Below are 25,460 nucleotides of genomic sequence, written 5' to 3'. Positions count from 1 at the left end.
ATGAGACAAATCACCTATCATATTCACCGTTACCAACAAGGTCGCGCGTTTGTACAGACTTTCAAATTCGATTATGAACCTGACCGTACAATCCTCTGGGGCCTTCAAAAAATTAAAGATACTCAAGATCCAACATTGACATTCTTGGCAGCTTGCCGTTCCGCAGTTTGCGGCGCTTGCTCCATTCGTGTAAATGGCGAAGCGATGCTCGGCTGTGAATCTAAAATCGATGAATTAACAGAACGTTATGGCACAGACGAATTGACAATCGCTCCAATTGGCAACTTCCGTGTTATCCGTGACTTAGTTGTTGATTGGGAATCCAAAGTTGATCGTTTGAAAACAGTTGCTCCTTGGATTTTCCTTAAAGCTGAATTCAACGAAGGAGACAAAATTGTTCGCCAAACTCCAGCTGACTTCAAAAAATTCGTTGCTGGTACAGAATGTATCCTTTGCGGTTGCTGTGCGTCTGAATGTAACAAATTGACTGCTCGCGAAGACGACTTCTTAGAACCATATGTATTCACAAAAGCTAACCGTTTCGTATTGGATAGCCGTGATGATGCACCTATGGCTCACATTCAACCTGCATTCGACAACGGTCTTTGGAAATGCGTTCACTGCATGAACTGTATCTCCCGTTGCCCTAAACACTTAAAACCTGCTCAAGACATTTCCAACTTGCGTAAAGAAGCTACAAAAGCTGGTCTTACTAATAGCAAAGGCGTTCGCCATGCAGTTGCTTTCAAAGAGGATCTTTACAAAACTGGTCGCTTGAAAGAAGTTTCTATGAGCTTGAAATCTGATGGTGTTGTAGATTCCGCTAAACAAGCATTCTATGCATTGCGTTTGTGGAAACACAGCAAAATCAACCCATTTGAACTTGTAGTACCTCAAAAACCTGTAAACGGTATTGATGGTGTTCGCAGACTTATGAAAGCAGCTGAGGAGGTAAGCAAATAATGAAATACGCATTTTTCCCAGGTTGCGTTCTTGAAAGCGCTGCCAAAGAAGATTACTTAGCAACAGTTGCTGTAGCTAAAAAATTAGGTATTGAGTTGGAAGAACTTGACGGCTGGACTTGCTGCGGCGCTTCCCACGTTCAAGATATCGCTCCAGAAGTTACACTCGCTACAAACGCACGTAACATTGCATTAGCAGAAGAAAAGGGTTTAAACCTTTTAACTGTATGTAATACTTGTACTTTGATGCTTCGTGAAGCTAAAAATGAACTTGATGCAAACGAAAAAGAAAAGAACGAAGTTAACAAAAAATTGGCTCAAATCGGTAAACAATACCGCGGTACAACTGATATTACTCATTTCTTATGGGTATTGATTCGCGATTACGGTTTGGATAAATTGAAAGCTAAAGTTGTTAAACCGTTAACTGGTTTACGTGTAGCTGAATACTATGGTTGCCATATTCTTCGTCCTCAAACTGAACTGGGCTTCGAAGATTATCAAATGCCTACATCTTTAGCAGATTTGATCTCTGCTATCGGTGCTACACCAATTGACTTCTCCCGTAAACTTGATTGCTGCGGTTTCCATGCTGTATACCCTGCGCATGATTCCGTAATGCAAATGACTGGCTCTATCAATAAAGATGCGGCAACAGAAGGTGCAGATTGCGTAGTTACTCCTTGCCCACTTTGCCAAATGCAACTTGATATGTTCCAAAAAGAAGCTAAAGAAGTTGTTGGCGGTGGCAAAGATATGCCAATCTTGCACATGTCCCAATTAGTAGGTCTTGCTCTTGGCATTTCTCCTGCTGAAATGGGTATGCCTAAACGTCACTTAACTGATACTGCGGCAGTGACAAAATTTGTAGGTTAATTCGTTTGATTTAGACATGATCAGAGTTGGTCTATATAGTAGTCTGAATCTAAACCTATTATCATAATTACCAGAAGAATCCCCTAGCTTAGGCTAGGGGATTTTTCTTTTTTATAAATAGAGCTCCAGTAATGTTAATGGTAATAGATTTGGATTTAAGTGTACTGAAATATTAATCGTGAAATATATATAAACCGATAAATGTAAAATAAATACAGTAAAATACTAACTTTATAAATAAATTTGATTTTGATATCGATTGATAATTGTAGTATAATAAGTACACAAATTGTATACACTTATATGAGTAATAGCTAATATGTTGTAATTCATAAATTATTATAATGCTATATATACTAGACTATACAATATAAATTTGGGAGATATTATATTGGAAATACTAGTTATTATGCTTTGAGAGGGTGATTAGCATTATAGAGTGTATATACGGGGGGAAAATAATGAATGATATGCTATTAGAATATATCGATCGAATGATTGATCAAGAGACAGAACATCGTGTTTTTTCTGTGGATTTTAACAACAAACAGTACTTTGTAAAACAGGATATAAGTAACCATCGCTCTAGTTGGATTAAGCCCGCACCTAGAGCTTCTTTTGATTATGAGTTTTACAAGATTTCTTTTGTGAATACGCAATTACCAGTAGCTCCTGTTATTGCTGGTTTTAGAGAACATTATTTTGTTACAGAAGATTGTGGCAAAACGTTAACATATTATAGCCAATTGCCTGCTCAACATCCAGAGGATGATAGTTTGCAAGATATGTTAAGTCATATTTTTTATATGTTTGGCAAGACATTGGGTCGCTTGCATGATTATGGTTTGAGTCATGGCCGTCCTGCTATGCGCGACATTACCTATGAGCCTGAACTAGATAAGATCACATTGCTCGATTGGGAGAATAGCCGTCGTTGGCCTGAGTTAACACCGCAAGGCTGGGATTTACTCGTCTTCGTTCACAGCTTCCTTCGGGAGGATAATTTATCCATTTCGTATCTATATGCTATGATGAATGGCTATAGCTCAGCTTGTACAGCCCGTGAGACAGTGCTACATATAAAAGACATTTTGCGTAAACATGAATATCTTTTTAAATTCTGTCGTATGTTAAACCCTCTACATTTTGTGGACACTGAAGCCGCTGTTAAAGCATATGACTTTATATTGGCGTTGAAAACCGAATAATATGTATATGGATAGTACTCGCAGTAAGAGTACTTTGTAGACCTTTACTGGTGGTATCTAGAATATTAAGTTTCTAGATAACACTTGGTAGAGGTCTTTTTCTATTTCAATTCATCATATTACAAGTAGAGTTCAGCTACTTTCACCATAAGTACCTTAAATAACGGCAAAGGGGTTGTCGAATGAGGACCTCAGGAATATAAGAGGGTGAAAGGAGGTGATACGATGGCTAACATTAAACGCACTAAATTGGTGTTGCGTTTTAACATCGGTACCGAAGATGCGCCGAAGTACAAAGACGTAACCTATACTCGTGTTGCAGAAGAAGCGTCTGACGATAATGTGAAAATCGTTGGTAATGCGCTGGCAGCCTTGTATGACCACAGCTTGTCCGACGTGGTCCGCGTCAATGAAGTATCCTTAGGGCATTAAGTGTAGGTTTTCTACCATTTTGTTTTAGGTGATCCAAACACATTGTTAATTGCTGATTTCATACAGCCTCACATAGTCGTAAAGAGGTGTAGAAATAGCAAGTCCACACATTCCCATCCTTATTGATATGAATCGAAGATATGTATATTTGTAATCTAACATGTTTACAGCCTATCTAGATTCGATGAACTTGTTTATGAAACGTGAAAGGAGGCGCCCACATGGCGGAAAAACGCGTTGTATATCTTACATTTTCTACGGTCGGTGGTAAAAGCACATCAGTCACAATTAGTGCTCCTCGTGCTGGAATTACTTTACAAGATGCTAAAACAGCGGCTAATGCGTTAGTGGCTAATAAAGTAATTCTTGGTTCTGGTGATGCAGAATTAGCAGCATTTACTACAGCTCGTGAAGTAAAGACACAAACTACTGAATTGCAATAGTACTGCTTCTATGATGTAGTCTAGAAAGGTACAAATATAATCTAAAGGTAGTATAAAAGCGATCATGGAGAAATCCTGGTCGCTTTTTTGCGTATTAATTGAGATATAAATTCAAAATTATTTCAGATTCATAGATTATAATGCTCTTAAAGTGCTTGTTATACATATAAGATTGGAAAATGTAGTATGATATGATAGACTTATTAAGTGATTTTATTTATCAATTAACAATAGCATAGTCTGTTTGCAATCAGTTTGTTAGTGTAGGAAATTAGTATATAGAATTAAGCTACTTATAAAGGAGGTTTACGATGAAAGAGGCGTGGGAATTATTCTTACATGGTGGATTTGTTATGTGGCCGCTACTAGTGGCACTTATCATAACCGTAGCTATAGCGATAGAACGTATAGCTTATTATCGACAATTGAAGCGGGAAATGTTTGCTCTGAATGATGCATTAGAAGAGAGCGAAATAAACTGGCAATCCTTATTAACTAGCTTAGAATCTAAATATACAGCTAATATTTCGTATAATCTGACTCGCGTGCTTGGACAGTGTCATGATCGCAATGTATTGCAATCCAAAATGGAGGATATGGTGGCCCATGTTTATACGCACGCTTCACGTGGCCTTGATTGGCTCTCTACTATTGTTACGATAGCACCATTATTAGGCTTGCTTGGTACTGTAACGGGTATGATTGGTGCCTTTCAGGTGTTCGGTGCTGACGGTGCGGTACCTACTGCTATTACCGGTGGTGTGGGGGAAGCCCTTGTCGCAACTGCTTCTGGTCTTTGCGTGGCTATTGTGGCATTGTGTTTTCATGCCGGGTTTACTCATCATGTACGTATGACAATATCTCGTTTAGAAGATTCGTTTTCTCGTATTTTAGATTCTTATGATCGGGGGCATGCTGCATGAAACGAATGAGCCGTATGGAGGGAGAAAAGCCTACTTTGATGATTATCCCTATGATTGATATCATCTTTTTCTTGCTCGTATTTTTTATGATTAGCACCATATATACGATTCCACAACAATCCTTGTCTATTATGCTACCAAAAACGAAAACGCAGCAGTCTGCTGAGTTGCGCCCAGTTTTAATTGATTTTGAAAAATCTGGGCAGTTGATGATCGATGATGGATATGTGACGAAAGAACAGCTTATTAGCTCTGTGAAAGCCAAAATTGGAGAGAATAAAAATCAAAACTTCCTTATTCGTGCTGACAAGGATTTGAGTTATGGCAAGGTCGTGGAATTAATGGATGATATGAAATTAGCCGGCGCTGCAAGTATTAGTATTGCCACTGTTAATAAATAGGTGATGCTATGGCAAAAAAATATGTAGATGTGTGGAAATATCCACATATGACCTATAAAAAAGCCTTTGTTATTGCTACCATTATAAGTATTATTACGGTGGGTATTGCTTTTATTTCTTTTTCTGATTATATCGAATCTCAAATGACCGGATCGTTACAAATTAATTTTCTAACGGAACAGGAAGCAGAGAAACAAGTAGAGGAAATTAAAGAGCATATTAAAGAAGAGAAAGCTCATGAACTTCAACACCAAAAAGAATTGGAAAATAATAATGTTCAACCTGATAACGGTGGAGCCGGTCATGGAGGACAAAATGGAAACTCTGCTGTTCCTACAAAAAGTGATATAAGTCCGTCTAGTCAACAAGCGAGTATTGGTGAAATAGGAACGGTTAAACAATCTTCTGTTGGTAGCAATACGGGGAGTGGACTTGTCGGAGCTGAAGGTTCTGGGATCGGGTATGCACCAACAGGTAGCGGAGAAGGGCTTAGCGATCGTGAAGGTACCGGAGGTACTGAAGTTGATGTCGGTGATGGCGGCACATTCAGTTATGATGGGTATTGGAGTAATTTACAAAGTGCAATTAATAGTAATTACCCTACAGATGCATACACTATGGGAATTCAAGGTGATGTAACACTAAGAATTTATTTTGCCCCAGGTGGCAGTGTTGCCAGTGTGGAGGTACTCAATTCTGATGACCCTATGTTATCAGAGCATGCTAGGGAATATGCTCATAGTGTAGGTGGGGCTGAAAATTCTACAGGTACACAGCAATATGCAGATATCACAATTCACTATAATTTATAAGTATAATAAAAAACTAGTATCTTTATAGATACTAGTTTTTTTATATGTATATATATTACTTTAATAACATAAAATAATATTGATAGTTATTCCTGATGAATATATAATTGAGATTAGATATCGTTTTATACTATTAGAGCCCTAATATATTTTCTGGAGGTGTGTGATGAAAAAGTCATGGGCAGCACTATTGTGTGTTGTATATCTAACATCTGCTGCAGGTGTGGTAGGTGCAGAAAATAATAGTTCTACAAGTGTAGTTAGTGTAAATGAATCTCAAAATAATGCGAGCGATGAGCAGTCAAGACGTATGAAAGATATTACGGTTACTGCTACTCGTACGGAGGCTTTGGTTCGGGATGTACCAATTGCGACAACGATTATTTCACAAGAGGAAATTAAAGATCGTCAATATCGTAATTTAGAGCAAGCCTTACAAAGTGTGCCAGGCGTTGCTTTCAGCACCGATGCTCATGGTGGACAAAATATTACGATGCGTGGCGCCGAATCTCGTCATACATTAATTCTTATTGATGGACGACGTGTTACGGGAGAGTTGACGAAAACGAGAGCTAATGCCATGGGCTGGCTTCGTCAAGGCATGGATAATGTGGAACGAATCGAAATAACTCGTGGTCCGTCGAGTGCCCTTTATGGTTCTGAGGCGAATGGTGGGGTTATTAATATTATTACAAAGCAATCTAGAAAGCCAAGTGTAGAGGTTAATACTGAAATTTCTCGTCGTGATGCATCGAGTGCGACAGGATATAACTTCAATGTATTGGCTCGTAGTGGGCAAAAAGGAAAGTGGAACGGATCGATTGGTGCAGGTATTCGCAGGAATATAGCGGGTAATAATGATTCTGGCTCGGATAATAATTATCATGGTGACCGAATACCGCTTCATTTTGACGTATCTTATCAAGCGGGAAAAAGGGATAAATTTTCCTTCTTTATAGATCGAGAAACTGAAGACTTGGATATGAATACGAAAAAGGGTAGCGCATTAACTCAATCGGTTGATAAAAATACGACTACTACAAGCACAGGTCTTCGTTGGAATGGCCGTCGCGGTCGGTCATCGCTTATGGTGCAGTCTTACTACAATCATTACAAAGACACTTATGATCAATATAAGCGCACGGGTGGCATAAAAAAACTATCCATTTGGGATGAATATTATAATAAAGAATGGATTACAGACGCACAGGTTAACACGGCAATTGATAAGAAGAATCTCTTGACGTATGGCGTTCAATTCCGTCGTCAAGAAGCGATTAGTACGCGTATTAATAATGGCTCCATAGCATGGTCAAGAACTCGAGAAGGTATTACAGATACCGCGGGTAAGGCAACCATTAATTACGGTAGTTACTTTGTGCAACATCAATGGAAACCTAGTCGTAAATGGGTAATTATTCCTGCTGTTCGCTACGATACGTCAAATGCATTTGATAGCCATTGGTCGCCTAAGATTGGTGTTACCTATAAAGCAAATGATAGTCTTCGCTTTAAAATGAATTATGGTGCAGGCTATTCCACACCTGGTATGACGGAAATGTATCATCATTGGCTTATGGCATCTAATGTGCCGAGAGGACGATTAGGAGCTTTCGATATATATTTGCAAGGTAATCCTAATTTGAAACCTGAAAGCTCATATAACTTTGATTTCTCTGTAGAAAAAGATTGGAAACGGACAAATGTTAAGGCGTCCTATTTCCACAATGTTATTAAAAATTATATTGAAAGCGGTGCTAATCGTATTGATATGGCAAATCGCCGAATTTATGTTTCGTATTCCAATTTACCTCGTGCTGTATTGCAAGGTGTGGAATTATCTGTAAATCATAGACTCAATGATAAATGGGATGTATTCGGCAATTATACATATTTGGATGCGAAAAATGACGTGACCCACGACCGTCTGTTAAACCGTGGTCGCCATGTATTCAGTGGTGGTGTTAATTATCATCAAGGTCGTTGGACTGGTGCGTTCTGGGGTAATTATTACATTAACTACCTTGATGGCATTGATGCTATTGTTGTTAACCCACGTCTCAGCATCCCGAAAAAGAAAAACATTCAAACATGGAACATCATGGTGACTCGTCAGTTGAATGACAATGCATCCATGTATGTAGGGGTTGAAAATATATTTGGTGAAAAACAAGACTTACGAGATATTCATGGCGCCACTTACCGCATGGGCCTTAACCTGCGTATGTAATAGTGAGATATTAATGTGTGTATGAAATGCTGAGGCTTTAATGCATGTATTTCATACATAATATAGTGGTATTAATTTGAAATTATAATCTATGAGGTTTAGCTTGCATAAGTTATCTGCGAGGTGATTATTATCAATAGGCCGTTATTATGTTTATTGGGGATTGTGGCCGTTGTGGGAGCTTTCACTACGGTTATAAGTTTTGAAGGCAAGCGAGAGGTATTCAGCGAGGCAGGTGCTATTCAGATTGAAGATGATACGAAGCAAATAGTGTCGTTGCCAAGCGTAGCAAGTCGTGTAGTATCCATTTCTTCGGCGGATAGTGAATTACTCATCGCTTTAGGTGTTAGCCCCGTAGGCGTAGTAAATTCAAGGGAGTTACCGGCAGATGTGCAGGCTAAAATCGCACAGTATCCAAATATGAATAGTGCTGTATCTCCAAGTATTGAACGAATTATTATGTCCGACCCAAATCTCGTTATCGGCATCGCCATGCCGTTTCAAACGGCGTTGCGCAAAGCATTTAATGCGAATCATATTCCTAGCTTTTACCATCTATCTTCCAATTATGATGACATTATGGACCATATCCGACATGTGGGCACCATGACTGGTCATGATAGGGAGGCGGCTGCGTTGGTCCAGAAATATAATGATATCCTAACGGAAATCATACAGCGTCATAAAGATGAGTCTGCACCGCGTGTCCTCATCGTTTTTGGGACGCCTACGAGTTACCAACTAGCCTCCAGTAAAACATATGTGGGAGATATTTTCCAAAGATTAGGGGCAAAAAATGTGGCTGATGTATATTTGCCGCAGGATGTATCGGAGAATGCTTTGGATGGATATATTCCGCTTAATCTGGAGACGATGGCCGTTCTTGATTGTGACAAGGTTATCTTGATTAATCATGGCAGTAGCGGTGAGAAAGATATAGCAGCTTTTAAAAAGGCTTTTAAAACGCCGGCATGGCAGAATGTACCTGCTGTTGCTAATGGGAATATAGAGGTCTTGCCGGGTCCTTTGTTTGCGTCGGTGCCGACCGCTCGAATGGATCAAGTGTTATTATATGCGGAAAAGGTGTTATATGGACAATCTCATTAATGTGCAGGAACGTCGTGGCTTACGCATTTTTGTGGCTGCGCTGATTCTGTTAATAGCAGGGGTGTTGCTGAGTATGAAACTGGGCGCCGTTCCATTAACTTGGGGCGAATTATACCAAATCATAACGGGGGGCGACACATCGAAAATTGGTCAAATTATCATGACTATACGCTTACCACGTGTTGTAGTGGGCTTTTTAGCCGGCATGAATCTTGCCTTAGCCGGTGTGATTTTACAAGGTATCTTGCGAAATCCTTTGGCAGACCCCGGAATTATCGGCATTACCTCTGGCGGTGCTTTGGCGGCTATGATTATCATGATTCTCATGCCTACTTACGTTATGCTTGTTCCTATTGGTGCTTTTGTTGGTGCATTAGTGGCATCGTTTTTGGTTTACGGGATTTCTTGGCAAGGTGGGCTCAATCCGTTGCGCCTTATCTTGGCCGGTGTGGCGGTAGCTGCTTTCTTCGGCGGATTTAATACGATTCTATCCGTGTTTTATCCGGATCGTGTTCAAGGAACGGTGAGCTGGATGGCAGGTGGTTTTGTAGGGCGCAGCTGGGACGATGTAATGATGATCTGGCCTTATACGGCTATAGGAATTATTGGATCTATGATATCTATCAGATGGCTTACATTGCTTAGTTTAGGCGATGATACGGCGCGCACTTTAGGTGTGCATGTTGAAAGATGTCGATTGTCCTTACTCGTATTAGCTTCTTTATTAGCCGCATCAGCGGTGAGCGTGTCGGGAATGCTGGGCTTTGTAGGCCTTATCGTGCCTCATGTGGCGCGTCTCATTGTAGGTGTGGATTATCGCTATTTGATTCCTACGTCTATGGTTTTTGGTGGCATATTAATTGTTTATGCCGATACTTTGGCGCGCATGATGATTGCGCCTGGTGAAATCCCTGTAGGCGTACTGATGAGCTTTTTGGGTGCTCCATTCTTCTTGTATCTATTGAAAGGGGTGGGGCGAAGATGAGTGTGTTAACAGTCGATAATATAACGGTAGGTTATGGAAAACGATTGATACTGGAAAATCAATCCATCGTCTTTGATAAACCGGAAATAATATCTATTATCGGTCCGAATGGTTCGGGAAAATCAACGTTTTTGAAAGCTTTGGCCCGACTTATTAAGCTAAAACAAGGCACCATATCGCTGGATGAAAAATCTTTACATTCGTGGAATACAAAGGAATTAGCGCGCCATATAGCTTTGTTACCGCAAATTACGACAGCCCCTGAAGGAATGTTAGTTGAGCAGTTGGTTCGATCCGGACGAAATCCGTATGTATCTATTTTTAAGGAACTATCTGATGCGGATTTAGCTGCTGTGGAGCAGGCGATGAAATGCACAGATGTATGGAAATATCGGTATCGGCAAATAGGGGAACTATCCGGCGGTGAACGGCAGCGTGTATGGCTTTCATTAAGTTTGGCGCAAGAACCGAATATTCTACTCCTCGATGAACCGACTACCTATCTCGATAGTCGCCATCAAATTGAGTTGATGGAGCTAGTTAAACGCACACAGCGGGAACGAAATATTATGGTCGTTATGGTGCTCCATGATTTGAATCTAGCTTTGCGCTATAGCGACCGCATTATTGCCCTTAAAGAGGGTGCTATCGTAGGTGATGGAGCTCCGCATATGATGATGACCCCAGAGAATCTAGCAAATTGGTTCGGCATTAAAGCGGATATTTTACAAAGCCCTCGCAGTGAAGAAACATGTCCTATATGTGTACCATATGGTCTTGCTTAGACCGAGGAGATTAGGTACCGTATAGTCAGTTAATTGTTAGCTGTTTTTACTGAGATGTATACAATAGCAAAAAAGTTATTGCGAAAATTGCATACTGTTTATACCTTAAAGAGGCCCCACCTGTGGTGAGGGTCTCTTTATTATGGTAAAATATATGGTGTACCAAATGGTTGGGTGAAATTTTCACGAAATGATGTACCAGAATAAGTACATTATAGAACCCGGATGGGGATTTTTAATGAGGTAAAATAGTGGAATATATTATTTCGTTTATGGAAACATATGGCTATACGGCCATGTTTATTGCAATGGTTCTAGAAAATGCTAACGTGCCTATTCCAAGTGAAATCGTACTTGGTTTTGCGGGGTATTTGATAGCTCAAGGCATATTTGATATGCATACAACAATGGTGGTAGGTATCTTAGCAGGTATTGTTGGTTCTATAGTATCCTACTGGATGGGTGAGCATGGTGGGCGCCCTTTATTATTGAAATATGGTAAATATATATTCTTTAATGAACATAAATTTGAACTGGCAGAAAAGATGTTTAATAAATATGGCGGTGTAGCTGTATTTTTTGGTCGACTTTTACCTGGTGTTCGTACCTTTATCTCCTTCCCTGCAGGAATGGCACGCTATCCCATGTGGCATTTCATCATCTGGACGGTACTCGGTACGATTCCTTGGACGATTTTGCTCGTTTACTTAGGTAAGGTACTTGGTGAAAATTGGCAAGACCTTATCGAGTACAATCATGAGTTCTTGATTGTTATGATTGTTGTATTTGTCATTATAGCTGTAGTACTGGGCTTTAGATACTATCGTAATCGTCGATAAGGAGGCCCTTATGAAACTCTCTCGATTAACACCAGTCGTATTTATTGTGTGGCTAGTGTTTTATATGTTTGGCAATAATATGTTGCCTGTTACAGATCCCGTTGAATCTAATTATGCGTTAACGGCAAAGGAAATGGTTCTTTCAGGTGATTGGCTATCTCCGCAGATTTATGGTACTTATTGGTACGATAAACCCATCATGATTTATTGGCTCATTGCTCTTGGCTTTAAAATCTTTGGAATTGCTGATTGGGTGGTGCGCCTACCGAGTGCTATTTTCGGTGCTTTGTCGGTGGCGACCATGTATCAATCTACGCGTACCATGAGCGGTAAGTGGGCACTTGGTCTAATTGGGGCATCCGTTCTGGGCACATCTCTTATGTTCTGGACCGTAGCTCATGGCGTTATTACGGATATGGTGCTCCTTTATACGACATTGATGGTCATGATTTACTCCTACAAGGGACTGGTGGAACAGAAACCGTATGCTATGATTGTGGCCTATGTATTCGCTGCGTTAGGCGTACTCACTAAAGGTCCTGTAGCGATTGTATTGCCTGGTATGATTCTGCTTGTTTTTGCAGGTATTAATCGTTCTTGGTCTATGGTGAAAGCCATCTTCGATTGGCGTGGCATTTTAGCTTTTTGTGTAGTTTGTTTGCCGTGGTATGTGTACATGTATAGCGTTCATGGTCAAGACTTTATCAATGGCTTCTTAGGACTTCACAATGTAACGCGTGCTACTCAGTCGGAACATCCAGAAGATAATGTGTGGTGGTATTATCTCGCTATCTTCCTTGGTGCTTCTATGCCGTGGACGGGTGCTGTTATTTACGGTATAATCGATGGCTTTAAACAACGTCATACAGGGTTTATCTATAATATGACTTGGGGTGTTGGAATTGTGCTATTCTACACCTTGATGGCAACAAAATACCCTCTATATACCTTTGTTAGCTTAGTCCCATTTAGTGCTATCGGTGCTTTGGGTGTTATGAAGCTTATTCGCAAAGGCAAATCTAGAGCCTTAAAATGGATTATTATGGGGCCGACGTTGCTTTTGTGGATTGCTTATGTAGCAGGCTCTTTCTTCGCACCATGGGGCTTCTATTTCTTGCTCTATGTAGTGGTTGCTATGGCAATATTGGCTATGTTCTATACATGGTATACGAAACGAGGATATCGTTTAGTTACAATTATTGTCCTTGGTACGATGGTTATATCTTCTATAGTTGTTATGGAAGGTTTAGAGCCATTCGTTAAGCAACGTAGTAATATTGATGTTGTTCCAGTAGTGGATTCCTATGAAGGGGATGTCTATTACTATAACGGCTATAGTACGGCTGTTGTGTATTATACGGGCCATAAGGTTATCAAGATTAATGGTGATGAAAGCCGCTGGGATGATCGAGATAAATTAAAAAAACGTAGCGCTGAATGGCAGAAGAAATATCTTATGGAACAAGTAAGTGAAGAGGAATTTAACAAGATTATCGAATCTGGTAAGCCACTTATGTTAATCGTTCCAAAAGGGGAAATTAAGCATTTCCGTCAGTCCTCCATTTATCCACATGTATCTGAGTCTAGTGAAGCAGGTACATCTGAAGTTTACGTATTAAATAAAAAGACTCTATTCAAATAATTGTGAAAACTTAATAAACATTAAAAACAGGTAGTATCCAATGGATGCTACCTGTTTTTTGTTAATTAGCGCCTTACCACTTTTTGTTAATTAGTTGTTTGCTGTTTTTGGTTGATTAAAATCTTGCGGCTTTATGTTATCTGAACGTTTACTGGTGTTGATCCTCTACATACTATCTATTTATTTGCCTTTTATATTAAAATGCTTATTTAAATGAATAGGCTCTTGTCTATATTGACATTTTTCGTACATAAATAATAATACCTACAATATTAATATGATTTATTGACATAATTAATACATATTGTTATAGTAGGTTATATTAAGTTTAGAAGACGAGGTGTTCTAAAGCCTGATTTCATCTAAGGTTTAGAAAAATGCGGAAATTGATATGAGTCATAAACGCCCCTTGTTGTGAGGTAGAAAGAGGGGACATTATGAAGAAAATTTGGTATCTAATCATTGCTGTTGTGCTTCTCGTTATCGGAGGTGCGGCGTATGCATATTATCAGCATACGGTACCGAAGTCAGCACAGGAGCTGAAGACCGTGCGCGTTGCGTATTTACCGATTACGCATGCGCTACCCGTATTTGCTACGAAGGAATTGGAGACAGCAGATGGTCCTGTCCATGTAGAGCTTGTTAAATACGGTTCCTGGCCGGAACTCATGGATGCGCTCAACACCGGTAAAGTAGATGCTGCAGCCGTTCTCGTTGAGCTCGGCGTAAAGGCTCGTGAACAGGGCATAGATGTGCGCGCGGCGGCATTAGGTCATACGGAAGGCAACATTATCGTTGTAAATAACGATATTAACTCTGTACAGGATTTGAAAGGTAAATCCTTTGCTATCCCTCATAAGCAATCAACTCAAAAAATCCTCGTAGACCTCATGCTTGAACGGGCGGGTCTTAGCGAGAAGGACGTACAGATAGTGGAGATGAGTCCTCCCGAAATGCCGTCCGCATTGTCGGTCGGTCAAATCGCTGGATATAGCGTGGCGGAGCCATTTGGTTCTCTTGCTATAGAAATGGGAGCTGGGAAGGTCTTTGAAGACCCTGATCACTTATGGCATGACAATATTTGTTGCGCCCTCGTGTTCAACGGTCAATTCGTCGATGAACACCACGATTTGGCGAAGGCTTTCACAAAAGCTTATCTCGATGCAGGTACATATTTAGACGAGCATCCGGAGGCGCAAAAGGAGATTTCCTTAAAATACATGAAGTTTAAGGATCCTGTTATTGAACGTTCCCTCAAAGTGATTGGGTTTAAAGATTTAGCCCTTACAGAGGAGCGTTACAATGCGCTCGTGCATCACATGACACATATTGATTTAATCAAAAATGTGCCGAGCTATTCAGAGTTTGTAGATCAAACATTGTTACCATAGGAGGGGGACCATGAAGAAATATACATATGTGCCAGGCTCATTTATCGCAGCGTGGCTAATTTGGGAATTAATCGTTCGCCTCGGCGGATTTAACGAAGCCTTGCTGCCGACGCCATACAAAGTGTTGCTCGGCTTTGGGGAGCTCATCGGAGACGGCGTGTTATTCAAGGATGTTGCGGACAGTTTGGTGCGCTTTTTCATAGGCTATATCATTTCCGTCGTAGCCGGCGTGTTTTTAGGACTTATTTTAGGCTGGTATAAAGGCATTTGGAATTATATCAATCCCATCGTTCAGGTGATTCGTCCCATTTCACCGGTGGCATGGTTGCCGTTTATCGTCCTGTTCTTCGGTATCGGACAGGCGCCGGCCATCGTCATCATCTTTATCGCAGCATTTTTCCCAGTTCTATTGTCCACGGTGTCCGCGATTCAGAATATCGACCCCGTATACATCAAGGTGGCTCGAAATTTTGGTATCAAGCAGCCGGAACTGTTATTTAAAATTGTATTGCCCGCCGTGTTTCCCGGTATTGCATCGGGACTTCACATCGCGCTCGGAACGGCGTGGATCTTCCTGGTGACAGGGGAAATGGTAGGTTCACAGACGGGGCTTGGATTCCTCATCATCGATATGCGGAATAATTTGCGTAACGATCTTCTGATGGTGGCGATTTTGACAATTGGCTTTGTAGGACTTTTGCTCGATTGGGGCGTATCCCTCATCGAAAAATGGATTTATAGACGTTGGGGCATTGAGAAATAGGAGGTGGACGCATGGGTTACATTTCGGTGCGCAATGCACACAAGGAATTTATGAAAGATGGAGAACCGCTCACCATCCTTGAAGATATTAATCTGGATATTGAACGAGGCGAATTTATTTGCCTTTTAGGTCCATCCGGGTCCGGTAAAAGTACGCTTTTAAATGCTATGGCAGGCTTTGAGCTCGTTACCTCGGGCTCCGTTACCATCGACGGCGCGGAGGTGAAAGCACCTCAACTGCGGTATGTAACGGTCTTTCAAAATTACGGACTGTTGCCGTGGCGAACGGTGGAAAGCAATATTGAACTGGGCCTTGAAAGTAAGAATGTGCCTAAGGAAGAGAGACCTGCTATTATCGACAAATACGTGAAAATGGTGGGGCTCGACCATGCGCGCAATCGCTATCCGGCGGAGTTGTCCGGTGGGATGCAGCAACGTGTATCCATTGCGCGGGCGCTGGCGGTCGATCCGGATATTATCTTCATGGATGAACCGCTAGGGGCCCTCGATGCGTTGACACGCATCAATTTGCAGGACGAAATCTCCCGCATCTGCCGTGAAGAGGGTAAAACGGTCGTATTCGTTACGCATGACATCGAAGAGGCTGTAGTCCTTGCAGACCGTGTTGTAGTGCTTGCCGCTAATCCGGGACGGGTGCAAACGATCATCCCTGTCAATCTCATCGATAGAACGGACCGGACCTCGGCGTCCTTCGTCAATATTCGAAACCACATATTTGAACAATTCCAACTCGCCAAAGAAGACAAAATCGAGTTTTATATATAAATGTGATGTCGCATGTAGATATATTTGAGTATTAATTTTGCATCAAATTTTCAGAAATGGATGCTATTATAAATATAGTAACAGCAACATTTTATGTAGTGCGTGATTATCGGATATAGTATCACATATCATGATTGGGCATCGTAATATATGGATTGTATTACTATAGGTTTTAGTGTATAAATACAGTATATAAAAGCTTGGTAATCATAATATACAGCATTATTAATTATATGGTTCGATAGTATAAATTGGAGGAGAGCCCATGTCCTTATTTGCACCAGAGGAAGAAAAAACGCTGTCTTTTGATGAATATATAGCCTCGTTTGATACGAATCAGATTGCAAAAGTACAGCAGTTTGTAGATTGGCTCGGTCAATATAGGGGCGAGCTTGTTCACAATCCGTGGGGTGAGGTGAATACTGACCTTGAAATTGTTCGGCCTGGCTTTGATGCGGCTCAGGTGCGTCGTAATAATTTGATGGCGTATTTGTTGCCGCGGTTGGGGCGCTCCAAAATCTTTGTAGTGGCGGAGGCTGTCGGATATCAAGGTGGGCGCTTTTCGGGCATTGCCATTACTTGTGAACGCATGTTGTTGGATAAGCATAAAACGATTCGGGCTCATCAGATAACACCTGTTACATTACACAGAACTAGCTCCCCTGTGAGTCCTATGCTGAAACGGACTCAACAGGAACAAGGGTTTAACGAACCTACGGATACGGTAGTATGGAGTGCCATCATTGAACAGGGAATCGATCCGTACGATGCACTGTTGTGGAATATATTTCCCTTTCATCCTCATAAGGCGGACGAACCGCTCACTAATCGGACACCGACCGAGTCGGAGCAGCAGCTGGGCTGGGAATATACGAAAAGACTGCTGGCATTGCATACCGAATTAGGTGGACCGAAGCCGCTCGTGCTCGCTGTCGGTCAAAAATCGGCGGACACGATGGGGCGATTCGGCCTTTCAGCCATCGGTCTTAGACATCCGGCTAACGGTGGGGCTAATTTATACCGTGAAGGTTTTGCTAAAGCTATAGGCCAATCAATATGGTGAGGCGTTGAGGAACATCGCCATTGACAAACGGTTGGCATCTATTATGAAGATATCGCCTACGAGTAGCGCTTTCACTACTCGAATTCTCGTTGCATTGCTGGTGAGTGCATATTGAAGGATTTTATAAAAGTATGCCAGATGATAAATAATGAAATGCTTTGGGGCGGTTCAGTTTGAGCCGCCCTTTTAAGTAGTAGTAAAATTTTATGTTACTTTTGATGAATCAAGCGTAGAACTCTTTTGTTTATGTTGTTTTTATGTTATAATGAGCACAACGTATGAAAGTGAGGCTTTCATCAAAACAGATCGGACTATATTGCACTGCGTATCGGATTGAGATAAAAATAGAAGTCTCTTGCGGTTGAAGCATCTGATAGTGCACTATACTCATTTGCTACGGCAAATGGCACACAAACTAGGAACGGCAAAATTTGATAGCGCATTTTTGCGCCCATTTGACGAGACGCTAGTATAATAGCGCCTTTTTCTTTGTGTGACATTTCCTCGTGGCATAGATCAATTCAAGTGATAGGTGAGAAAAACTATGTTAAATAAATTAATGAACAAAATTTTAGGAGGAACTGTGAATACAACAGATAATCAGGTTACTGCGCAAGTGAAAGCAGAACCAACAGTAGCAAAAACTGCTACTCTTACAGCTGCGGCTGAAGGCGAGCAAAAACAAACGCGTCGCCGTACAAATACGCGCCGCCCTGCTGGCGAAGGTCGTACGCGCCAACAAACAGCTAGTGAAGGTGAAGGTGCAACACGCCAACGCCGTTCTACAAATACTCGCACAAGTGCGAATGGTGGCCGTACTAATACGACTCGCCGTACAAATACACGTCGCAATGCCGAACAAGGTGAAGGTCAAGAACGCAAAACTCGCCAAACTCGTGCACCGCGTGGTGAAAATACACGTAATACGCGTACTAATAATGGTCGCAATGGTCAAAATGGTCAGAACCGCAATAATAACCGCCCAAATAACCGTTCTACAGGTTGGAATAATCAAGAGGAACAAGTGGAATTAGTCGGTCGTACGCCAAATGGCGCCAACAAGGGAAAATTCCAAATCATTCCATTAGGTGGGCTTGGTGAAATTGGTAAAAATATGACCATCTTCCAATACGAGGACGAAATTATCGTTCTTGATTCAGGGCTTGCATTCCCTAGTGAAGATATGCTTGGCGTAGATATCGTTATTCCTGATATGAGCTATATCATCGAGAATAAAGACCGCGTGAAAGCTGTCGTAATTACTCATGGTCATGAGGACCATATCGGTTCTTTGGCGTACCTTATGAAAGAAATTAGTTGCCCAGTATACGCAACAAACCTCGTTTGTGGATTAATCGAAGGCAAGTTTAAAGAACATAAGGTATCTCCAAAATGTCTTCGTACGATTGCTGCCGGCGATGAAGTTCAAATTGGTCAAGTGACTGTTGGTTTCATCCAAACAAATCACTCCATTCCTGACTCCTGCGCTGTATACTTTAATACACCAATCGGGACGGTTCTTCATACAGGGGACTTTAAAATTGACCAAACCCCAGTTGATGGCCGTTTGATGGATATGCACAAATTTGCTGAGCTCGGTAACAAAGGCGTATTAGCGCTATTATCGGACTCTACAAATGTAGAAAAACCAGGTACTACCGGTTCTGAAAGTTCTGTAGGTCCTGCGATTAAACAAGCTGTTGGAGAAGCAAAAGGCCGCGTTGTTTTGGCAACATTCGCATCCAACGTATCCCGTATCCAACAAGCTATTGATGCGGCGGTTATGTTCAACCGTAAGGTTGTAGTTATGGGCCGCAGCATGGTCAATGTTACAGAAATCGCCCAAGAGCGCGGATACTTGAATATTCCACCAAATACAATTATCGACGTAGATGTAATGCACAACTACACAGATGACCAAATCATGATCTTAACGACTGGTTCTCAAGGTGAACCGATGGCAGGCTTGTCCCGTATGGCAACAAGCAATCATCGTACTGTAGAATTGGCACCGAATGATACTGTTATCATCTCCGCTACACCAATTCCAGGCAACGAAGGTGCTGTAGGTAGAACTATCGATAACTTACTTCGTTTAGGTTGTAATGTGGTATATGGTAAAGACCGTGGTATCCACGTATCTGGTCATGCGAGCCAAGAAGAGCTTAAAACAATGCTTAACCTTGTTCGTCCAGAATACTTTATCCCAGTTCATGGTGAGTACCGTATGTTGCGTCGTCATGGTGAACTTGGTGTGGCCATGGGCGTAGATCCTAAGAAAGTTCTTATCGGTGATAATGGTCAAATCTTTGAATTTGATAAAGATGGTGGTCGCAAAGGCGGCCGCGTACAAGCTGGCGCTATCTTCGTTGATGGCCTTGGCGTTGGTGACGTAGGTAATATCGTTATCCGCGACCGTCAACAATTGGCACAAGAAGGTATGGTTATCGTTGTTATGGCGATGGACAAAGCTTCCGGTACTATCGTAGCTGGTCCAGACCTCGTATCTCGTGGCTTCGTATACGTTCGTGACGCAGAAGAACTTATGCTTGCTGCAGAGCGCCGCGTAGAACAAGTTCTTGAAGATTGCGAAATGCAACGCATCAAAGACTGGACAACTATTAAGCAAAACGTACGTGATGCATTGGGTAAATTCTTCTATGATAAAACCCGTCGTCGTCCTATGATCTTGCCGATTATTCAAGACGTATAATCTTATATAATACAGAAAAGTACCGCACCTCATGGTGTGGTACTTTTGACATTTTAAAAGAGCAATAAAAACTACCATTAATAGCACTGCTATCGCATTCGTCTACTATATGGGGTATTTGAAGTTACCGTTTTAAACTGTTATAATTAAAAGATACCAATTAATATATCTTCTTATGTAAGAATGGTGATTTATGAATAAAACAAATACAAGAGCGATGGTGGAAACTGCCTTTGTATCGACCATTGTTGCTATGTTGACTATAATTGGGGCAGTCATGCCGTTTTCAGCTTTTCTAGCAACTATGGTAGCTCCAGCAGGTATTTCTATCATTGGTATCCGTTGGGGTAGTAGATATAGCTGTACTTCCTCAATAGTAGCCTTTATATTAGTAACACTCTTTCTTGGACCATTAATTGCTATGTCTACCATTTTAGTATATTCATTGCCTAGTATATTTTTGGGGGAAGCTTTTAGAGCAAACTGGTCTTTTAGAAAGTTAATATTAGTGCCTGCTGCTGTATTGCTTGGTATGGGCCTCTTACAATTAGTGGTTGCTAATAGTTTTGCATCTGTAGATTTTATTAGCTTAGGACAAAATGTAAATAATGAGTTAAAAGAAGCTATGATTGAGTCTATACGACAGCAATCAGCACCGCAAGAACAGATTGATACGATGATTCAGCAACTTAATTATTCATTTGCTCAAGCAGAACGTATGATGTTGTCATTATGGTTCTGTGCATGCTCTATCATAACGTATATCATGGCTAAGTTAGTATCTTATATTGGTCGTCGAACTAATACAGTTCATAGAGAATTACCTCCCATGGCTACTTGGCGTATGCCGATTTGGGGTGCTGGAGTTCTAGCCATAGGGATTATTATTATTTATGGCTTATCCTATATTGGATATGATAATAGTTTACTTAAAGATATCGGAATGAATGTTGCTTTTGTGGGGGCTTTCATTTGCTTAGTTAATGGTATTACCTGTTTAATGGCAGTTATGAAAAACTATGGAGTAAATGGATTCTTTCAATTTATAATTCTTTTCTTCTTATATACAATGAGTCCGTATGGTCTTGTTTTCTATGGTATTTTTGATATGTTTTTAGATATGAGAGCACGTTTCGAAAAACGTAGCTCATAATAGAAAGGAGGCCGTTATGAAATCCTTTCAACGGAGATGGAAAGGTTTAGAAATTACCATTGTTGCCGTTCTCGTATTATTGCTATTATTGCTGGCCTATTTAAATTGGGCTATTGCGATTTTAGCATTAATCATTGTAGTAGCGGCGTATTTGGTTAATTATAATACCCTTCATAACCGGCGTCGTTTAGCAAGAGAACAGTTTAGTGCGATGATGAAAAATGTCACACAAGCTTCTAATTTTGCTTTACAAAATTTGCCAATGGGGATTGTTCTTGTTAATAAACAAGGCACATTGGTGTGGAATAATAGTGTTTTCGCTGACTGGGTTAAGGTCGACTGGAATAAGCTCCAAAAAATGTCTGCCTTGTTACCTGGTTTCCGTATCGATAAAATCTGGGGTAAGTCCGGATATATGACGGAAAAATATGAAAATCGATATTTTCAAATTATTTATAAATTTATCGATCCTCGGGATACCCGATCAGATATTGATAGTGAAGATGAACTGGCAGAACATGCAGTGATGGCATTGTACTTCAAGGACATTACAGACCTAGAAAAAGCCCGTATTAAAGCCGAAGAGGGGCAACCTGTATGGGGTATGATTCAAATCGATAATCTCGAAGAATTGACAAAAGGCCTTAGTGATCGTGAGTATACTAGTATTTGGACAGATATAAATAATATCATTATGGATGAAATCGATCGCTACGAAGGTTTTATTCGTAACTTCCAAGATGATATGTATACCTTTGCCATTTCTCGTGGTGCGCTTCATGAGATGGAGGAAGATGGTTTTAAAGTGCTCGAACGAATCCGTAAAGTACCATCTCCACGTCAAGTACCAGCTACGATTTCCATTGGTATTAGTGAAAATGTAGGCTCTGTGAAAGATGTATCTGGTCGTGCTCGTGCAGCCTTAGATATCGCCTTAGGTCGCGGTGGTGACCAAGTCTGTATTATGGATGGTGAAAGTACACGTTTCTTTGGTGGTAATACGGCAGGCGTTGAAAAGAATACGCGCGTTCGTGCTCGTGTTGTATCTCAAGCAATACATGAGCTTATGATTGATTCTGATAAGATTCTTATCATGGGGCATCAACGTGAAGACTACGATGCATTAGGTGGTATTATCGGTGTAGCCGCCATTGCTCGAGCACTTGGTAAAGACGTGCGCATTGCACTTTCAAAAGAAACTAGCGCCATTGATAAAATGGTGAATGTTCTTAACGAGTCAGAGTTCTGGAAAGAGAATATTATTACTGCAGAAGCTGCAAGAGTATGGGTAGATGCGAATACGCTCACTGTCGTGTGTGATACGCATCGTCAGGAAATGGTGGCGGCTCAAGAGGCGCTTGAAATTTCTGAACGACGCATCGTTATCGACCATCACCGTCGTGCAGCGGACTTTGTAGAAAATCCATTACTTACCTATTTGGAACCATCTGCATCGTCTACATCTGAGCTCGTAACAGAGCTTGTACAATATGCAGGTGTTCCTGTGAAACTTTCAAAAGCGGAAGCTACAGGCATTTATGCAGGTATCGTATTAGATACGAAGAACTTTGTTCAACAAACTGGTGCGCGTACCTTTGAGGCTGCAGCATTTTTGCGCCGTGCAGGAGCGGATATCGACAGAGTTAAACAATTGTTTATTGAAACTTTCGATTCTATCCAATTGCGTGCTAAAATGGTATTTGAAGCAAGTCGTACTGAAGGGATTGCTATTTCCGTAGCGCCTGAAGGTTTGAAGGATATGATGGCGTTGGCTGCACAAAGTGCGGACATGCTCATTAGTAATGAAGATATTGAAGCAGCTTTTGTACTATATTCCCTAAATGATGGCGGTATCGGCGTCAGCGCTCGATCCAAAGGCAAGGTGAACGTACAAGTTGTAATGGAAGCCTTGGGTGGTGGCGGTCATAGAACTGTGGCTGGTGCTCAATTACAAGGTATGACCATAGAGGAAGCGAAGCAGGCCATTTTGGAGCATGCTCTTGATGCGCTTCATTCCGTAGAACAAGAGGAGGAACAACAATGAAAGTAGTATTGTTAGAAGACGTTAAAAAAGTTGGTAAAAAGGGCGAAATCGTTGAAGTTAGCGACGCATATGGTCGTAATGTATTGATCAAAAAAGGCCTCGGCCTTGAAGGTACAGCAACTAACGTAAATAATGCGAAACAAAAACAAGAATCCATTGCTCATAATAAAGCCGTTGCAAATGACGAAGCTAAGATCTTGGCAGCTCAATTGACTAAGGTTGAAGTAACTGTAAAAGTTCGTATGGGCGAAGAAGGCCGTGTATTCGGATCCGTTACTGCTAAAGATATTTCTGATGCTGCTAAAGCTCAATACAAAGTAGATATCGATAAAAAGAAAATCGAAATTAAAGAACCATTGAAAACATTGGGCGTACATGACGTACTAGTGCGTGTTCATCCTGAAATTACAAGTACTATCAAGGTTAATGTGGTAGCCGAATAATAGTATTCACCATGCTCTTGGAGTATGGTGAATTCTTTTATCCATAGTGGTTGTGTGAAGGGGATTATCATGGATGTACGCATTCCGCCGCATAATTTAGATGCGGAAAAGGCCGTTTTGGGGGCTTTATTAACTAATGGATCCAATATGGGCGCCGTTGTAGATACGGTGACAAGTATTCTTAAATCTGAAGATTTTTACCGCGATGCACATCGTATTATTTACGATGCCATTTTAGAAATCGTGCATGCCAATAAGACAGCTGACTTTATTACCGTTGGTGAAGAGCTAGATCGTCGTAAGCGCCTCGATGCGGTAGGAGGTCTTGCTTATATTACATCTCTTGCGAATGAATCGGTGTCATACAATGTTGAGGAACATGCGAAAATCATTAGCGAGAAAGCTCAGTTGCGGCGCCTCATCGATGCAGGAAATAAAATTGTTGGCATGACGTATGCTGGCGAAGATGAGCCGACGGCTATCCTTAACAAGGCAGAGCAAATGGTATTAGATGTAAGCGGTCAAACCCAGTCTGAATCATCCTTTGCTGCCATTGGGGAAGTGGTTTTATCTAATCTAGATAAACTTAATGCATTGCAACAGCATGATGGCGCTATTACAGGCGTGCCAACAGGCTTTAAAGATGTGGACCACATTTTTAACGGCTTACAAAAATCTGACCTCATCCTCGTAGCAGCTCGTCCTGCCATGGGGAAAACAGCTTTCACCTTGAACATTGCTCAAAATGTAACGATGTTGTACGACAAGACGGTGGCGTTCTTTTCCCTAGAAATGGGCAAGGAACAGCTTGTGGGCCGTATTTTGTCCTCCGTGGCAGGTGTGAGCTCTGAAAAATTGCGCCGTGCGAATATGGATCCTGCTGACTGGGAAAAGGTGATTGCCGCAGCGGACCGCATGAGCAAATCCAAGCTTTTTATCGATGATACACCGGGCCTTACTGTACAAGATATGCGTTCTAAGTTGCGCCGTCTCAAGGTGGAACATGGCCTTGATCTCGTTATCGTCGATTATATTCAGTTGATGCAAGGTCGAAATGCTGGTAAGGGTAGCGAAAACCGTCAACAAGAGGTGTCCGAAATCTCTCGTAATCTTAAATTGATTGCTCGTGAATTTAACGTGCCGGTTATCGCTTTGTCGCAGTTGTCTCGTAGTGTTGAAAGCAGACCAGATAAACGGCCTGTGCTTTCGGACCTTCGTGAATCTGGCTCCCTCGAGCAGGATGCAGATATCGTTATCTTCTTGTACCGCGATAAATATTACGATGAAAACTCCGAAAAAGGGGACAATGCAGAAGTCCTCATTCGTAAACACCGTAATGGCTCCGTCGGTACCGTGGAACTCCAATTCGTTGGAGAATTAACACAATTTAGAGACGTAGAATTCCGAGACTTAGGGCCGGAACAATAATGAAAACTATCGTGGGGGTGCCCTATATTGAT

At 41.3% G+C, this 25,460-nt stretch carries 23 protein-coding genes and 1 pseudogene; all 24 read left to right on the top strand.

The features are described 5' to 3' along the window. The 24 genes and pseudogenes from B1A77_RS02110 to dnaB all read left to right on the top strand — a co-directional run bounded on the left by B1A77_RS02110 (position 1) and on the right by dnaB (position 25,428). Positions 1–963: a succinate dehydrogenase/fumarate reductase iron-sulfur subunit gene (locus B1A77_RS02110; protein ID WP_008714753.1), complete on the top strand. Its 963-nt coding sequence runs from the start codon at positions 1–3 to the stop codon at positions 961–963. Beyond that, positions 963–1,838: a CoB--CoM heterodisulfide reductase iron-sulfur subunit B family protein gene (locus tag B1A77_RS02105; protein ID WP_004698224.1), complete on the top strand. Its 876-nt coding sequence runs from the start codon at positions 963–965 to the stop codon at positions 1,836–1,838. Before B1A77_RS02110 ends, B1A77_RS02105 begins: the two co-directional genes overlap by 1 nt. Positions 1,839–2,299: 461 nt before the next feature. Continuing rightward, the gene (locus B1A77_RS02100; RefSeq protein WP_077707775.1) at positions 2,300–3,046 is read left to right on the top strand and encodes a BUD32 family EKC/KEOPS complex subunit; all 747 of its coding nucleotides are present in this window, start codon (positions 2,300–2,302) and stop codon (positions 3,044–3,046) included. 225 nt (positions 3,047–3,271) lie between these two features. Then, entirely contained in the window at positions 3,272–3,478 is a 207-nt protein-coding gene (locus tag B1A77_RS02095) for a DUF1659 domain-containing protein (protein WP_004694660.1), read from the top strand. Between the two features lie 221 nt (positions 3,479–3,699). Next, positions 3,700–3,921, top strand: coding sequence for a DUF2922 domain-containing protein (locus tag B1A77_RS02090; RefSeq protein ID WP_021148713.1), 222 nt, complete (start codon positions 3,700–3,702; stop codon positions 3,919–3,921). 311 nt (positions 3,922–4,232) lie between these two features. Further along, a complete protein-coding gene (locus tag B1A77_RS02085) occupies positions 4,233–4,844 on the top strand; it encodes a MotA/TolQ/ExbB proton channel family protein (protein WP_077707774.1) in 612 nt (203 codons plus the stop codon). Then, positions 4,841–5,245 carry an ExbD/TolR family protein gene (locus B1A77_RS02080; RefSeq protein WP_021148712.1) on the top strand — a complete coding sequence of 135 codons (405 nt, stop codon included), beginning with the start codon at positions 4,841–4,843 and terminating at the stop codon, positions 5,243–5,245. The genes B1A77_RS02085 and B1A77_RS02080 overlap by 4 nt, the downstream gene beginning before the upstream one ends. Positions 5,246–5,253: 8 nt before the next feature. Continuing rightward, positions 5,254–6,057, top strand: coding sequence for a cell envelope integrity protein TolA (gene tolA, locus B1A77_RS02075; protein ID WP_077707773.1), 804 nt, complete (start codon positions 5,254–5,256; stop codon positions 6,055–6,057). Between the two features lie 166 nt (positions 6,058–6,223). After that, positions 6,224–8,287, top strand: a complete 2,064-nt coding sequence (locus tag B1A77_RS02070; RefSeq protein ID WP_077707772.1) for a TonB-dependent receptor plug domain-containing protein — start codon at positions 6,224–6,226, stop codon at positions 8,285–8,287. Positions 8,288–8,452: 165 nt separating this feature from the next. Then, positions 8,453–9,394, top strand: a complete 942-nt coding sequence (locus B1A77_RS02065; RefSeq protein WP_237301796.1) for an ABC transporter substrate-binding protein — start codon at positions 8,453–8,455, stop codon at positions 9,392–9,394. Continuing rightward, positions 9,378–10,379 carry a FecCD family ABC transporter permease gene (locus B1A77_RS02060; protein WP_077707770.1) on the top strand — a complete coding sequence of 334 codons (1,002 nt, stop codon included), beginning with the start codon at positions 9,378–9,380 and terminating at the stop codon, positions 10,377–10,379. The genes B1A77_RS02065 and B1A77_RS02060 overlap by 17 nt, the downstream gene beginning before the upstream one ends. Next, on the top strand, positions 10,376–11,164 hold the full coding sequence (locus B1A77_RS02055) for an ABC transporter ATP-binding protein (RefSeq protein ID WP_077707769.1): 789 nt from the start codon (positions 10,376–10,378) through the stop codon (positions 11,162–11,164). Before B1A77_RS02060 ends, B1A77_RS02055 begins: the two co-directional genes overlap by 4 nt. 251 nt (positions 11,165–11,415) lie before the next feature. Further along, on the top strand, positions 11,416–12,003 hold the full coding sequence (locus B1A77_RS02050; RefSeq protein ID WP_008602158.1) for a DedA family protein: 588 nt from the start codon (positions 11,416–11,418) through the stop codon (positions 12,001–12,003). Positions 12,004–12,013: 10 nt separating this feature from the next. Further along, positions 12,014–13,645: an ArnT family glycosyltransferase gene (locus tag B1A77_RS02045; protein WP_024060264.1), complete on the top strand. Its 1,632-nt coding sequence runs from the start codon at positions 12,014–12,016 to the stop codon at positions 13,643–13,645. Positions 13,646–14,082: 437 nt separating this feature from the next. Then, the gene (locus B1A77_RS02040; RefSeq protein WP_004698283.1) at positions 14,083–15,036 is read left to right on the top strand and encodes an ABC transporter substrate-binding protein; all 954 of its coding nucleotides are present in this window, start codon (positions 14,083–14,085) and stop codon (positions 15,034–15,036) included. A 10-nt stretch (positions 15,037–15,046) separates the two neighbouring features. Next, entirely contained in the window at positions 15,047–15,799 is a 753-nt protein-coding gene (locus tag B1A77_RS02035; protein WP_008602165.1) for an ABC transporter permease, read from the top strand. A gap of 11 nt (positions 15,800–15,810) precedes the next feature. Further along, positions 15,811–16,584 (top strand): ABC transporter ATP-binding protein, encoded by a 774-nt coding sequence (locus B1A77_RS02030; RefSeq protein WP_024060265.1) that lies wholly within the window; start codon positions 15,811–15,813, stop codon positions 16,582–16,584. A gap of 265 nt (positions 16,585–16,849) precedes the next feature. Further along, a complete protein-coding gene (locus tag B1A77_RS02025; protein ID WP_077707768.1) occupies positions 16,850–17,647 on the top strand; it encodes a uracil-DNA glycosylase in 798 nt (265 codons plus the stop codon). Next, positions 17,631–17,756: pseudogene (locus B1A77_RS10270) on the top strand (DUF805 domain-containing protein); the annotation flags it as partial. The gene B1A77_RS02025 and the pseudogene B1A77_RS10270, both read left to right, overlap by 17 nt. Before the next feature lie 435 nt (positions 17,757–18,191). Then, entirely contained in the window at positions 18,192–20,360 is a 2,169-nt protein-coding gene (locus B1A77_RS02015; RefSeq protein ID WP_077707767.1) for a ribonuclease J, read from the top strand. Between the two features lie 193 nt (positions 20,361–20,553). Next, entirely contained in the window at positions 20,554–21,513 is a 960-nt protein-coding gene (locus B1A77_RS02010; RefSeq protein WP_077707766.1) for a DUF2232 domain-containing protein, read from the top strand. Between the two features lie 16 nt (positions 21,514–21,529). Then, entirely contained in the window at positions 21,530–23,557 is a 2,028-nt protein-coding gene (locus tag B1A77_RS02005) for a DHH family phosphoesterase (RefSeq protein WP_004698232.1), read from the top strand. Then, on the top strand, positions 23,554–24,000 hold the full coding sequence (gene rplI, locus B1A77_RS02000) for a 50S ribosomal protein L9 (protein WP_004694699.1): 447 nt from the start codon (positions 23,554–23,556) through the stop codon (positions 23,998–24,000). Before B1A77_RS02005 ends, rplI begins: the two co-directional genes overlap by 4 nt. Before the next feature lie 69 nt (positions 24,001–24,069). After that, positions 24,070–25,428 (top strand): replicative DNA helicase, encoded by a 1,359-nt coding sequence (gene dnaB, locus B1A77_RS01995; protein ID WP_004694701.1) that lies wholly within the window; start codon positions 24,070–24,072, stop codon positions 25,426–25,428. The last annotated feature ends 32 nt before the right edge of the window (positions 25,429–25,460 follow it).

This window comes from Veillonella parvula, from assembly GCF_002005185.1.
Taxonomy (GTDB): Bacteria; Bacillota; Negativicutes; order Veillonellales; family Veillonellaceae; genus Veillonella; species Veillonella parvula_M.
Note: the sequence above shows the minus strand (reverse complement) of the source record. Positions and strands in the feature narration are given on the sequence as shown.

Excerpts from the sequence above, each read along its gene's own strand:
- B1A77_RS02110 (WP_008714753.1), top strand. The coding sequence starts at position 1 with ATGAGACAAATCACCTATCATATTCACCGTTACCAACAAGGTCGCGCG.
- B1A77_RS02105 (WP_004698224.1), top strand. The coding sequence starts at position 963 with ATGAAATACGCATTTTTCCCAGGTTGCGTTCTTGAAAGCGCTGCCAAA.
- B1A77_RS02100 (WP_077707775.1), top strand. The coding sequence starts at position 2,300 with ATGAATGATATGCTATTAGAATATATCGATCGAATGATTGATCAAGAG.
- B1A77_RS02095 (WP_004694660.1), top strand. The coding sequence starts at position 3,272 with ATGGCTAACATTAAACGCACTAAATTGGTGTTGCGTTTTAACATCGGT.
- B1A77_RS02090 (WP_021148713.1), top strand. The coding sequence starts at position 3,700 with ATGGCGGAAAAACGCGTTGTATATCTTACATTTTCTACGGTCGGTGGT.
- B1A77_RS02085 (WP_077707774.1), top strand. The coding sequence starts at position 4,233 with ATGAAAGAGGCGTGGGAATTATTCTTACATGGTGGATTTGTTATGTGG.
- B1A77_RS02080 (WP_021148712.1), top strand. The coding sequence starts at position 4,841 with ATGAAACGAATGAGCCGTATGGAGGGAGAAAAGCCTACTTTGATGATT.
- tolA (WP_077707773.1), top strand. The coding sequence starts at position 5,254 with ATGGCAAAAAAATATGTAGATGTGTGGAAATATCCACATATGACCTAT.
- B1A77_RS02070 (WP_077707772.1), top strand. The coding sequence starts at position 6,224 with ATGAAAAAGTCATGGGCAGCACTATTGTGTGTTGTATATCTAACATCT.
- B1A77_RS02060 (WP_077707770.1), top strand. The coding sequence starts at position 9,378 with ATGGACAATCTCATTAATGTGCAGGAACGTCGTGGCTTACGCATTTTT.
- B1A77_RS02055 (WP_077707769.1), top strand. The coding sequence starts at position 10,376 with ATGAGTGTGTTAACAGTCGATAATATAACGGTAGGTTATGGAAAACGA.
- B1A77_RS02045 (WP_024060264.1), top strand. The coding sequence starts at position 12,014 with ATGAAACTCTCTCGATTAACACCAGTCGTATTTATTGTGTGGCTAGTG.
- B1A77_RS02040 (WP_004698283.1), top strand. The coding sequence starts at position 14,083 with ATGAAGAAAATTTGGTATCTAATCATTGCTGTTGTGCTTCTCGTTATC.
- B1A77_RS02035 (WP_008602165.1), top strand. The coding sequence starts at position 15,047 with ATGAAGAAATATACATATGTGCCAGGCTCATTTATCGCAGCGTGGCTA.
- B1A77_RS02030 (WP_024060265.1), top strand. The coding sequence starts at position 15,811 with ATGGGTTACATTTCGGTGCGCAATGCACACAAGGAATTTATGAAAGAT.
- B1A77_RS02025 (WP_077707768.1), top strand. The coding sequence starts at position 16,850 with ATGTCCTTATTTGCACCAGAGGAAGAAAAAACGCTGTCTTTTGATGAA.
- B1A77_RS02015 (WP_077707767.1), top strand. The coding sequence starts at position 18,192 with ATGTTAAATAAATTAATGAACAAAATTTTAGGAGGAACTGTGAATACA.
- B1A77_RS02010 (WP_077707766.1), top strand. The coding sequence starts at position 20,554 with ATGAATAAAACAAATACAAGAGCGATGGTGGAAACTGCCTTTGTATCG.
- B1A77_RS02005 (WP_004698232.1), top strand. The coding sequence starts at position 21,530 with ATGAAATCCTTTCAACGGAGATGGAAAGGTTTAGAAATTACCATTGTT.
- rplI (WP_004694699.1), top strand. The coding sequence starts at position 23,554 with ATGAAAGTAGTATTGTTAGAAGACGTTAAAAAAGTTGGTAAAAAGGGC.
- dnaB (WP_004694701.1), top strand. The coding sequence starts at position 24,070 with ATGGATGTACGCATTCCGCCGCATAATTTAGATGCGGAAAAGGCCGTT.